Origin of the sequence: Helicobacter sp. MIT 00-7814 (genome assembly GCF_003364115.1) — a bacterium.
Lineage (GTDB): Bacteria > Campylobacterota > Campylobacteria > Campylobacterales > Helicobacteraceae > Helicobacter_F.
Genome location: NZ_NXLL01000037.1, coordinates 1 through 12,094, shown reverse-complemented (window position 1 = coordinate 12,094; position 12,094 = coordinate 1). Strand labels below are relative to the sequence as shown.

The following is a 12,094-nucleotide window of genomic DNA, read 5'->3' as shown; positions in this document are numbered from 1 at the left end:
TCCATCATTGACTAAGATTACTTCTAGATTCTTATAAGTTTGATTAATTACAGAATCTAGGCATTCTCTTAAGTATTGTTCTACATTGTAGATGGGGATAATGACGCCGACTTTTTTTGAGGCGGGTTGGGGGGTGGGTTTGGGATTTGGTTTGAGGGGATTTTGAGATTCTTGATTCATTAAAAACCTTAGTTACTAAGCCTTATCCGCCAAAGACACCATAGCGCATAAGTTTTTCATAGCGCTTGTTGAGATAGGACTCATCATGCTTTATCTCTTCAAGCTCATTGAGGAAGTATTCTTCAATAGCTTTCGCAGCATTGTGTTTATCGCGGTGCGCGCCAATGCTTGGCTCTTGGATAATAGAATCTATGAGACCGAGCTTTTTAAGCTCATCGGGTGTGATTTTGAGCGCTTTTGTCGCAGTTTCTAGCTTGCTAGGATCATTCCATAAAATCGCTGCACAGCCTTCCGGCGAGATAACGCTAAAAATAGAATACTGCATCATCGCTAGTCTATCAGCCACGCCGATGGCTAGCGCGCCTCCGCTCCCACCTTCGCCAATGACGATAGAAATCGTGGGCGTTTTGAGTGCGGCAAACTCTTGCAGATTCTTCGCAATCGCTTCGCTTTGCCCGCGCTCTTCCGCGCCAATACCCGGATATGCGCCAGAAGTATCCACAAGCATAAGCAAAGGGAGATTAAACTTTTCAGCCAGCTTCGCAGCACGCAAAGCCTTTCTATAACCTTCAGGGTGAGGCATACCAAAATTTCGCATAAGCTTATTTTTTGTCCCGCGCCCCTTTTCCTCGCCGATAACTACCGCGCTCTGCTCGCCAATCTTGCCAATAAAGCACACGATCGCCTTATCATCGTGGAAATGCCTATCGCCACAAATTTCGTATTTATCTTTCAAAATAAGATCGATATAATCCATCGCATACGGGCGATCTGGGTGGCGTGCGAGCTGGAGCTTTTGATAGTCGCTCATACCACTATAGACTTGCGCGATTTCTTTTTGCAAGGCTTTTTGGAGAATCTCTTGAGCGTGGGTGTCACCTCTGATTGTGGCAGATTCTATATCATCTTGAATGCTTTTAAGCTTTTGCTCGAAATCTAAGTAAGTCGCCATCGCCTGCTTATAGCCTTTTAAAAATTACAACGCCATTTGTCCCGCCAAAGCCAAAAGAATTGCTCATTACAGCATTTACTTTAGCCTCTCTAGCGACATTTGGGATATAATCCAAGTCGCATTCTGGGTCAGGCGTTTGATAGTTGATTGTAGGAGGCAAGACGCCTTCTTGCATCGCCATAATAGAAATAACCGCCTCTAAGCCACCCGCGGCACCGAGACAATGCCCGATTTGCCCTTTTGTCGAGCTTACCGGCGGGACAGAATCTTTTGAGCCAAAGACTGCTTTAAGTGCCATTGTCTCAAAGAGATCATTATATGCTGTGCTTGTGCCGTGCGCATTGACATAGTCGATTTTTGTATTTGCCATTTTGAGTGCTGCTTTCATCGCGCGTAACGCGCCTTCGCCGCCGGGTGCGGGCGTGGTGATGTGGTTTGCATCGCCACTTTCACCAAAGCCGACTAATTCTGCATAGATTTTCGCACCGCGCGCTTTTGCGCTCTCATACTCTTCTAAAATAAGTGCGCCTGCGCCCTCACCCATCACAAAACCGCTTCTATCTTTATCAAATGGGCGTGACGCGGCTTGTGGTTCATCATTTCTATCGCAAAGCGCTTTCATTGCGGCAAAGCCACCGATTCCAACCGGGCAAATAGCAGATTCTGAAGCAATCACAAGCATTTTATCCACTTCATTTACCATAATGCTTTTTGCTGCCTCGATAATCGCGTGTGTGCCAGCCGCGCAAGCTGTAACGCTCGCAAGATTTGGTCCTTTAATCCCAAACTCGATAGAAGTAAAGCCCCCTAGCATATTGACAAGCGCTGAAGGAATGAAAAATGGGCTGATTCTGCGCGGACCTTTTTCAAAGCAAACAATTGAGTTGCGCTCAATATTCCCAAGCCCGCCAATGCCCGAGCCACAGCTTACGCCAAAATTATCAGCGAGCGCCTCGCCCACTTTACCATCACTTTGTAATAATCCGCAATCAAGCAACGCTTCTTTAGAGGCTTTCAAGCCTAGCTGTATGAAGCGCTCGGCTTTTTTGACTTCTTTTGGATCCATCACCTCTTCGGGGTTAAACCCTTCAATCTCGCCTGCAATCTTTACGGGGAAATTCTCCGCATCGAATAAAGAAATTCTTTTAATCCCACATTTACCATCGACTATAGCTTTAAAAGAATCGCCTCTATTAAGTCCCAACGAATTAATCATTCCTAATCCTGTTACTACCACTCGACGCACATATTCTCCTTGAAAGATTTTTATAAAGATCCCCAAAAGTGGGAATCTGCGAGGTTATTTTTTGTGTTTTTCGATGTAATCAACAACATCTTTAACGGTTTTGATGCCCTCTGCATCTTGATCTGGTATCTCAATACCGAACTTTTCTTCTAATGCCATAATCATCTCGACTACATCAAGAGAATCTGCATTCAAATCATCGATAAAGTTAGATTCCAACTTTACCTCATCAGCACTTACGCTAAGTTGCTCTACAATTACCGCTTTGACATCATCAAACAGCGCCATAATCTCTCCTTTTTGTTAGGTTTATTTTTTGATAAGGCGTAATTATAATAAAGAAAAACAAAAATAAGCTTAAAGTTTGCATAAAACTTGCAAAAAGCTTACATGTAAAGTCCGCCATTGACTTTGATTACTTCGCCTGTGATGTAGCTTGATTCATCGCTTAAGAGGAATGCCACGACATTTGCCACTTCTTTTGCCTCGCCAAAGCGCGCAAGCGGAATGTTTTTGACATAATTTTCTTTAATCTCATCTTTGAGCGATTCTGTCATATCAGTGCTTATAAAGCCCGGTGTAATGCAGTTAAAGCGCACATTGCGTGGCGCGCCTTCATAAGCGAAACTCTTTGTCATCGCTATCATTCCGCCTTTGCTCGCTGCGTAGTTACTCTGCCCTGCATTTCCGCGCTCACCGATGATTGAGGCGATATTTACCACAGAGCCAAAGCGTTGTTTGCTCATAGCTTTGAGAGATTCTCTAGAGCCAATGAATGCGGATTTCAAATTCGCATCAACCACGCTCATAAAATCCTCCGTGCTCATTCTAATAGCAAGCTTATCATTTGTGATTCCAGCGTTATTCACAAGATAGCTTAGCCCGCCATCACTTTCCACAATCGCCTTAATTGCGCCCACAAATGCCTCTTCATCTGTCGCATCAAAGGCAATAACTGCCGCCTGCCCGCCATTTTGCTGTATTTCTTTCTGCAAAGCATCAGCAAGCTCTGGCTTACTTCTATAGTTAATCCACACTTTCAATCCAAGCTTAGCCAGCACACGCACGATTTCCGCACCTATACTCTTACTCGCTCCTGTAACAAGGACATTTTTACCGCTAAAAGTCATTTGCTTTCCTTTAAAATTTAAATTAAAAATTTGCAAGTGTAGCGAAAAATCCTTAAAAGGTAAAATCTAAGCCAAACTCCATTAATAAGAGCTAAAGCCAAATTTCACGCTTGCCTCAAAATTTAGCATATTTGCAAGCAAGGATTCTTGCGGATATAGCGCGGTTTTATAGCGGGCATTTACGCGGAAACTTAAGCGCTTTTTGTAGGCTAATTCCCCACCTATAAGAAAATTTACAAATCCCTTTGGCAAGGCAGGATTTTCAACATTTAGCGTGATATTTGAACCTGCAAGTTGCGTGCTAAAGACATTTTGCTTAGAATCTAAAAGCCATTCAATACTTGAAGCAAGAAACAAAAAGCTTTGCGGATTTTGAGCCTTAGCAGATTCTAAAGGCGCGCTATTTAAGCCCGGAGTCAAATTCTGTGCCAAATCCTGTGTCAAATTTTGCGCTACATTTTGCATTGATTCTCGCGTATTTTTAGCAAGTGAGATTTTGTATTCAAAACCCGCCTCTAGTGTTTGAAAAAAGAGGCTTTCAGCGCCTATATGAAAAGGCAGATTTCCCTTTTCATCAAAAGAATCGCGCTCGTAATAATACGCGTGGATTCCAAGCAAGGGCTTAAAAATATGCTTTGTGCGTGCTAAGGTAAAATCAAACGCATAGCCATAGCGCAGTTTCATACCAGCGATGAAAGGCGCGGAAGTGCTACTTTGAGAATCCGCGCGATTAAAAAGCACAAAATTTCGCAAGGATTTATTTAAGCCCGCACCCCCATACAGCAAAAAATCCAGCTCATTATGCGCGCTATAAAGCCTCCCATACGCGCCAAAGACAAGATTTTGACTGCTTGTGCGATTAAGGATTCTATAATCATCGCCGCCACTTGTATAGCCCACAAACGCCCCAAGCAAAAGAGAATCTAAAAATTTCCTATCAACTCCGGCATTAAACCCAAAAAGGCTCTGCTCTCTCCCGCCAAAGCTAGCATTCCCCACCACAAGCGAGGCAAAGCTTGCGCTTTTTTGATTGTCGCCCATTCTTGAGCGTAGCTGCATACTCATATCCGGCACGCTCCAATGCAACATAAGCGCGTCATACTGACTAAGCGCGCGCAAATCCCGCGCACTTGTTTTAAGAGAATCCACGATGATTTTGCCATTTTCAAGCGCATTGTTTGAAAGCAACGCGCTTAGCGTGCTCACGCCATAAATTTCATTAGTGTTTTTCAAAAAGTCAAACAGCCTAAGCGCGTTTGGCTCGTAAGTTTGCAGACTTTGCGCGATTTCTTGCTTATTGAGCGCATTTAAAATCTCCTGCGAACTTTGAGATTTCGCAAGAGAGCTAAGCGCAAAGCCTACACCCAAAGAGTTTGCCTCCTGCACCTGCGTTAAGGTAATATACTGCGCGTAAGGCGAGGTAGATTCAAAACTTATGAGATCTTGGGGTGCTTGCGCCATAGGCTCGATAGAAGTTATCAGCGCATAAGGACTTTTCCCAAAAAGCACGGCACTTGGGGCAAGCGTGATTTTCGCATTTGTGCCAAAGCTCACACTCTGCGCGCTTATAGCGCCAAAGCTATTATTTTGCGTGAGCGAAAAGCTAAGATTCCCATTATGCATAAATGCGCCATCAACGGCAATGCGCGCACCAGAATCTAAGCTTATATTCCCTTGATTATCAAACGCGCCACTTATGGCAAAACTCGCGCGCTCACCCAAAGTCAAGCTTGAAGTGCTATCGTTACTATAATCTCCGCTAAAGCTCTCACTCTGCCCTTCTAAAATCGTCCTATCAGCGCCACAAACGCATATCAAGCCTATTTGCAACAGCGCAAAAAGCCTAAAACTCCAGCGCATTATTTAATACTTCTTGGGATTTTTTCAACGCGTCAAGCTTGCGCTGCTCTAGCTCTTTGTCATCTTTTTCAGCTTTATCAACTTGCGGATTTTTGGGCGAAAGCACGCTAGGCGTTTTAGAATCTTTCCTTACTTCGTTTGGATACGCGCCCCGTGGCATACGCACAAACAAATCCTCGTAATTTTCCCCGCCCATTTTATGGCGGATGAAAAACTCCCCGCTTTGGTTATTATAAATATAAGTATCCTTTGAATCACTAAACATTATCCACTCGCCAAATGTCGCACTCTGCGCCAAAAGAGCGCAAAGACAAAGTTTAAAAATCCTCATACAAGCGCGCCCAAACGCTCGCTCAAAGAGAGAATCTCCTCTTGCTTTTGATAAAAGCTATTTTGATTTGCGATAAGATAGGCTGAAGATTCCATAATCACTTCATCGATTTTGAGATTATTTTGCTTCATCGTGCTTCCGGTCTCTACAATATCCACAATGCCATCGCTTAAGCCCACAAGCGGCGCGAGCTCGATGCTCCCATACAGCTTTATAATTTCAATCGGAATTGCCTTTTTAGAAAAATATTTATGCGTGATATGGGGCATTTTTGTAGCGATTTTAATTTGTGGCTTTTGGTAATCGATGCTTTTCCCCACTTCAGAGCCGATGACAACCTTGCATTTGCCAATCTGCAAATTAAGTAGTTTTAGCACATTGTGCTGGGATTCTTCAATCACATCTAAGCCCACGATGCCAATATCTGCTGCCCTGTAATGCACATAAGTTAGCACATCTTGACTTCGCACGAGCAAAAAAGTGAAGTTCCCTTTTTTTAGCACCAACTTCCTATCCTCAAAGTCAAAATCCCCGCCAAAAATCTTTGAAAAAAGCTCCAAACTCTCCTTTGCGATGCGCCCCTTTGGCAATGCGATCGTTATCATGCACCCTCCCCTTTTTGCGCCTTCTGCGCTAGATAATTTTCATACGCCTTTTGCATTCCTTTAAAAACAATTGTATCATCAAACATACTATCCTCAAAAAAACGGCTGAAAAACTTCCCATCGCCGCCGGTGAAAATAATCTTTTTTTCTTTCGCGCTGTCTTTTATCATCAGCACGATACTTTTAATGCTCCCAAAGCTAATTGCCGCGCGCGTGCTTTGAGGCAATGCGTCTAAATCGATGGCTAAGTCAAAGTCCTGCGCGAGCGCTGGTGAGATACTTTTGTAAAGATTCTTATACGCGCGAAGTCCGGGCAATATAAATCCGCCCAAATGCACGCCTGCTTGCATTATGTCAATTGTTATCGCGCTTCCTGCATCAACAATAAGCCCATTTTCCACACCCACACACGCCGCCACTCTATCAATGCCAATGCCACGATAAGCGGTATTAAGCGCAAAATATGGCGCTAAATTAATGCAATTTTTATGAGAGCTTAAAAGCTTTTGCTCGGATTTTGGATTGACACTGATATAAAATATCGGCACATCTTGGCGCTTTGGCGCGATTTTTTGCGGGGATTCTCGCCAGATTCTCCCCTTATAAAAAAAATGCAAATAGCTATTGCCGATATCGCAAAAAACCATCAAAACCTCTTAAAACGCCCATCATAATAAAGGCTATCTTGCGTGTAGAAAAGATTTTTCTTGCTCGGCAATTTGACTTTATAAATCACAGGCAAGAAACTTTGCAAATCAAGCTCGATGAGATATTTTGCAGATTCTAAGGTATAAAGCTTTTTATCCTTTATCACAATTCCCCTAAAATGCGCGTATTCAAGCTTTAGCTCGCGCAAAAGTTTAAGCGTGCTATCAAGCTCTAAAATCTTGCCATCATTTGTTAGTACATAAATTTTATTTTCACTCACAAGCATATCGATGAAGTCCCCATCATAGTTGAAGCTCTTTGCATTGCTCAAAATCGTGCTTATGCGCTTTTGCGTCGCGGCGATGATGAGATCACTTTTCGCATACAAGTAAATGATATTGTTAAAAAATTTATCACTTTGGATAAGAATATCGCGCGTGATGATTTTTGAGCGCAAATCAAAGATGAGAATCTTCCCATCAAGGCTTGGGAAAATCACATGCGTTTGCGTAATAATAGGCGCGCTTGCAAGGGCATTTATCGCAATAGCTGGACTTAGCTTTTGATTAAAAATCTCTTTTTTTTCTCTCAAATCATACAAAAACAGCGTATTTTCCGAGCTCACAAACGCCAGCAGATTCTGCGAAACGCTCATACTTGCGCTCACTACGCAACCCTCAAAGCTAATCTCGCTTAGATTCTTGCTTTCACTTTTCAGCAACACGAGATTTTTACACTCATTTTGCAAAAGATACAGCCCGCCATCACGCGCTAAAAAGCGTTGATTTTTTTGCAATTTTAGATTAATCTCGCCATTAGATTCCAAAAGCTCTAAGTTTTCTAAAATCGCGCCATAGCGGGAAGCACTCTCAATTGAATCTGGAAGCTTGCCCTCAAACTCCGCGCTCAAACTCACATCTTTTGGCTCAAAATATTTCTTTTGCGAGCACGCGCTTAAAAATACCAGCGCACACAGCGCGCAGATTCCATAAAAAATCGCCTTTGTTTTCATCATGCGCCCTTACTTGTAATGCTTGATAATATTTGCAAGTGTGCTAAGGCTAGATTGCGTATCGATAAATGCCGCCTTGCTCTTTGCCTCCTGCACGCGCCCCTGCTCCAAAAGAAGTGCCGCTTCTTGCAACAAAAGCCATTCTTTCAAATCCTTATTTTTCAACGATTCTAACGAAGCAAAAATCGCGCTTATATCTTTATTTGCAGATTCTGCGCTTGCGTTAGAATCCTCATTTTTAGAAGCTTCATTTTTTAAATCCTGCGCGCCTTTAGATTCCAAAGCTAACGCATTTGCAAGCTCCATTTGTCCCAAATCATACCTTGACATCGTAGCGATAAATTCATTTTTAGAATCCGCCAGCTCCCTTAGCACCGCACCATCATTTTTGATATGCGTGAAAAGGTAAAACTCATACAGCGCCTTATTATTTTGCTTCAAAGTCTCTAGCAATTCCTTCGCACTCGCGCGCGCATCAAGTTCATTTGGCAACGCCAAAAGCGCCTCATACGCGACATTTGCTTTTTGCATCTTAGATTCTGAAATAAAACTATACGCCACCCCACACACGATACCAAGCGCCACAATCACGCCAAGCGCGATGAGTTTTTTACGATGACGCCGTGCAAAAATTTCAAACCTAAAAGCAGATTCCAAAATCTGCCCATCTGTATCAAGTGCGCTTTTAAACTGCGATAAATCCGATTTTACGCTCATTGCAATATCCTTAATTTGTAAGATTTATTTTTGATAATTTCCCTCTTTTTTCACACCACTTGAGCCAAAGCCCCCGCTCCCGCGCTCAGTATCACTTAGAATCTCCACGATTTCAAATTCCGCCTGATAGACTTTTGATACCACAGCTTGCGCGATTCTATCGCCTGCGTTAATGGTGAAATCCTCATTTGAAAAATTCACCAAAATGATTTTAATCTCCCCGCGATAGTCGCTATCAACCGTGCCGGGCGTGTTTAGCACGCTTATGCCATTTTTGAGTGCTAAGCCACTGCGCGGGCGCACCTGCACTTCATAGCCTTCCTCTATCTCAAAAGCAAGCCCTGTCGCCACAAGCGCGCGCTCCCCCGCTTTCAATTCGCTAGATTCCAACGCATGCAAGTCAAAGCCCGCAGATTGTGCGGTTTGATACTGCGGGATTATAGCATTTTCATGCAGTTTTTTAATCTTTATAAACACGCAAAACCCCTAAGATTCTAAACTAAAAGGCTTATAGCCCACTTCAAGGATTTCAAAATCACTCTCCCCACTCGGAAGCTTGATAGTCACTTCCTCGCCTGCTTCCTTACCAAGCAGATTGCGCGCGATAGGCGAAGTGATAGAGATGAAGCCTCTTTGCGGATCAGATTCCAAACTTCCTACGATGATATAGCTAGATTCTTTTTCGGTGTCGAGGTTGAGGATTTTTACACTCGAGCCAAAGCTTACCTTTTTATGCTCTAGCGTGCTAGGATCGATTATTTGCGCGTTTGCAAGTATGTTTCCTAGCTCGGCTATGCGCGATTCTATAAAAGCTTGCTTTTCCCTCGCGGCGTGGTATTCAGCGTTTTCTTTCAAGTCTCCATGTGAGCGCGCGATATCGATTTCTTTCACATTTTGCGGGCGTTGCACATCTTGCAAGTCCTTTAATTCCGCGCAAAGCTTTTGATAGCCATATTCCGTCATTGGTTCTTTTGACATTATTTTTCTCCAAAAATTTTTCGTAATCATAACAAATTAGGCTAAAAATGCGTTTAAGAGTTGTTGAAAAGCGCGGGGAGAATCAAGCAACAACCCACAAAAAGTGGATTATTGCCCAAATGTGAGATTTAGAGAATCCTTAGAAGTCGTATTTAAGGCTTATCCAGTAGTTGCGCCCGGGAATATAAGCACCATATTGGTTGGCATAATAAGCACCATTGGGCGAAAGTAAAATTTTATCAAAATCCACATCAAAAAGGTTGCTTACTACCGCACTTAGCGTTAGCCCCTTAACAATATGATAATTCACACCCAAATCTACAAGCATATAATCCTTATAGTATGCACCATAAAGTGCCCTTGCCGCCGGAACTTGTCCGCTAGTTGAAGTGCGAGAAATTGGCGTTTTAAACTTTCCTTGCCAGCGCACATAACCATCAAGGAAACGATTTGCTTTGTAGGTAAGTCTTACATTTGCACTATGGCGTGAAACATAGTTAAGCGGGTCACCTTGGTTTGCACCTGATAATTGCTTGCTATCAGCAAAAGTATAGTTTGCATTTATCCCAAAGCCATAGAATTTTTCTGATACAAACCCTGCTTCAATCCCGCGTGTATAAGCTTTATCTACATTTTGATAAAATACACATGTATTGACATTACATATTTCACCATTAGGCAAAGCTGTATCTTGTCCAAAAGTATTATTTGCATAAACTTTATTATTAAAGTCGTTGTAAAAAGCTGTCAAGGTAAGCATACCCATATCGGTGTCAAAAATCGTGCCTATTTCATAATTCCAGCTACGCTCTGCCTTAAGATTTGGATTCCCATAGTATGCTGTTGTAGTGCCTCTGTTAGTGGCTTCATACAAAAATCCACTTCCCAAATACTCAATTTGTGGCACAAGATAGCCTCCTGCTACACCCGCTTTAATCGTCCACCACGAAAATGGATTGACATTGACAAAAAGTCTTGGTGTAGGCGCACCTTTATAAATATCGCTGTAGTTATAGCGCGCACCCAAAGACACGCTGACATACTCAATCGGCGTATAATCACCCTCTACATAAACAGCGGCTTGATGCTGGTCAAGCACACCCCTATTTGTTGCTTTCCTATCAAATGTTTCATACATATAGTAGATTCCAGCATTTAACGCCAAAAAACCACCCGCGCCAAAATCTATGCTTTTTCTCGCCTTACTATCAAAAACATAATTGCGATTTTGGATAAGACTTGCCCAATTTAATACCCCAGAATCTTCACCTACCCGAGGGCTACTAGTATGCGGGATTCTGCGCGTTTGCATAAATTGCAAATAAGTAGTTGTCTTAGCAAATTCATAGTCACCATCATGGTTTAAGACAAGGTTTTGCTTATCAAAAGTATTAAACGATGTAATACTATTTTGAGAGGTGTTAAGTGTCCCTGATACGCGATTGTTGTATTCATAATCTAGGTAAAAGTTATTTCTAGCACTTGGCGTAAAGTTTAAGCGTGCGCCCCCATTCCACTGCGTATAGCCGGTAGGTGAGTGTGTAGTGTATGGGTTATTGTAGTTATAAGGCGTTTGCACGCCATTTCTAATTGGTGCATAGCCTTCTGGTATCAAAAACTTATTTGCCCCATTATCTTGGTATTTTCCGCGCAATTGCAAAGATAAGCGCTCTTTTACCAAAGGAATCGCCACATAGCCATTTGCACCCCACATATTTCCCCAAGTATCCATATCCTCTTGCAAGCGTGTTTCGAGCATAATATTGCCGGTAAATTTATCAGGGTTTTTCTTTGTGATGATATTTATCACACCACCCATCGCATCACTCCCCCACACCACAGAAGCAGGCCCACGCAATACCTCGATACGCTCTATCATCTCTACAGGTGGCATAAGCGCAGAATGCGCCCCACCAAAGCCATTTTGGTCAAAACTGCCATTAACATTTTGACGCTTACCATCAATAAGAATAAGCGTATAGTTATAGCTCAAACCACGCATAGAAATGGTATTGTCACCTGTTTTGGTTACACTCACATCTACACCGGGCACATTTTGCACCATATCGCCAAGGTCTCGCACTGGACGCGTAAGAATCTCTTCTTTATCAATAATGCTTATGCTCGCCGGCGCTTCCTTGATATCCTGCTTAAAGCCTGTAGCTGTCACTACTGAACGCTGAAGCTTGACTTTATCCATATTTTCCACTTTAGAATCTGTAGATTCTGCACTTGTGCTGGCAGGACTCGCACTACTTTGGCTCAACTCATCAGCATTTGCTAAACTTAGGCTCAACGCCACACTCAAAGGCAGTAAAAACGCACCTTTTGTGCGCAGTTTTGAAAAATGTATCATATTTCAAAAGCTCCTCGTAAATATTTTTTAGAAAATCTAAGAATGATTTTCAGAGCATAATTGTAGTTTTTTTTTTTTT

General features: G+C 42.7%; 14 protein-coding genes. All 14 read right to left on the bottom strand.

The window, feature by feature from the left end; genetic code table 11:
• Positions 1–180, bottom strand: a 180-nt coding sequence (locus tag CQA49_RS09070; RefSeq protein ID WP_147288681.1) for a glycosyltransferase family A protein, incomplete at its 3' end; no start/stop codon positions are given.
• A 22-nt stretch (positions 181–202) separates the two neighbouring features.
• Positions 203–1,132: an acetyl-CoA carboxylase carboxyl transferase subunit alpha gene (accA, locus tag CQA49_RS09065; protein WP_115575639.1), complete on the bottom strand. Its 930-nt coding sequence runs from the start codon at positions 1,130–1,132 to the stop codon at positions 203–205.
• A 7-nt stretch (positions 1,133–1,139) separates the two neighbouring features.
• Positions 1,140–2,378, bottom strand: coding sequence for a beta-ketoacyl-ACP synthase II (locus CQA49_RS09060; protein ID WP_115575638.1), 1,239 nt, complete (start codon positions 2,376–2,378; stop codon positions 1,140–1,142).
• Positions 2,379–2,432: 54 nt separating this feature from the next.
• A complete protein-coding gene (gene acpP, locus CQA49_RS09055; RefSeq protein ID WP_066387956.1) occupies positions 2,433–2,666 on the bottom strand; it encodes an acyl carrier protein in 234 nt (77 codons plus the stop codon).
• Positions 2,667–2,764: 98 nt separating this feature from the next.
• Positions 2,765–3,508, bottom strand: a complete 744-nt coding sequence (gene fabG, locus CQA49_RS09050) for a 3-oxoacyl-ACP reductase FabG (protein ID WP_115575637.1) — start codon at positions 3,506–3,508, stop codon at positions 2,765–2,767.
• An 81-nt stretch (positions 3,509–3,589) separates the two neighbouring features.
• Complete coding sequence (locus CQA49_RS09045) at positions 3,590–5,368, bottom strand: autotransporter outer membrane beta-barrel domain-containing protein (RefSeq protein ID WP_115575636.1); 1,779 nt, start codon at positions 5,366–5,368, stop codon at positions 3,590–3,592.
• Positions 5,352–5,699, bottom strand: a complete 348-nt coding sequence (locus tag CQA49_RS09040) for a hypothetical protein (RefSeq protein WP_115575635.1) — start codon at positions 5,697–5,699, stop codon at positions 5,352–5,354. Before CQA49_RS09040 ends, CQA49_RS09045 begins: the two co-directional genes overlap by 17 nt.
• Complete coding sequence (hisG, locus tag CQA49_RS09035; protein ID WP_115575634.1) at positions 5,696–6,304, bottom strand: ATP phosphoribosyltransferase; 609 nt, start codon at positions 6,302–6,304, stop codon at positions 5,696–5,698. Before hisG ends, CQA49_RS09040 begins: the two co-directional genes overlap by 4 nt.
• Positions 6,301–6,951, bottom strand: a complete 651-nt coding sequence (locus CQA49_RS09030) for a type III pantothenate kinase (protein ID WP_115575633.1) — start codon at positions 6,949–6,951, stop codon at positions 6,301–6,303. The genes hisG and CQA49_RS09030 overlap by 4 nt, the downstream gene beginning before the upstream one ends.
• Positions 6,951–7,964 carry a plasminogen-binding protein gene (locus CQA49_RS09025; RefSeq protein WP_115575632.1) on the bottom strand — a complete coding sequence of 338 codons (1,014 nt, stop codon included), beginning with the start codon at positions 7,962–7,964 and terminating at the stop codon, positions 6,951–6,953. Before CQA49_RS09025 ends, CQA49_RS09030 begins: the two co-directional genes overlap by 1 nt.
• Positions 7,965–7,973: 9 nt before the next feature.
• Positions 7,974–8,681 (bottom strand): hypothetical protein, encoded by a 708-nt coding sequence (locus tag CQA49_RS09020; RefSeq protein ID WP_115575631.1) that lies wholly within the window; start codon positions 8,679–8,681, stop codon positions 7,974–7,976.
• Positions 8,682–8,705: 24 nt separating this feature from the next.
• Positions 8,706–9,158, bottom strand: coding sequence for a dUTP diphosphatase (dut, locus tag CQA49_RS09015; protein ID WP_115575630.1), 453 nt, complete (start codon positions 9,156–9,158; stop codon positions 8,706–8,708).
• A gap of 9 nt (positions 9,159–9,167) precedes the next feature.
• The gene (greA, locus tag CQA49_RS09010) at positions 9,168–9,659 is read right to left on the bottom strand and encodes a transcription elongation factor GreA (RefSeq protein ID WP_115575629.1); all 492 of its coding nucleotides are present in this window, start codon (positions 9,657–9,659) and stop codon (positions 9,168–9,170) included.
• Between the two features lie 139 nt (positions 9,660–9,798).
• Positions 9,799–12,015 (bottom strand): TonB-dependent receptor domain-containing protein, encoded by a 2,217-nt coding sequence (locus tag CQA49_RS09005; protein WP_115575628.1) that lies wholly within the window; start codon positions 12,013–12,015, stop codon positions 9,799–9,801.
• Between the last annotated feature and the right edge of the window lie 79 nt (positions 12,016–12,094).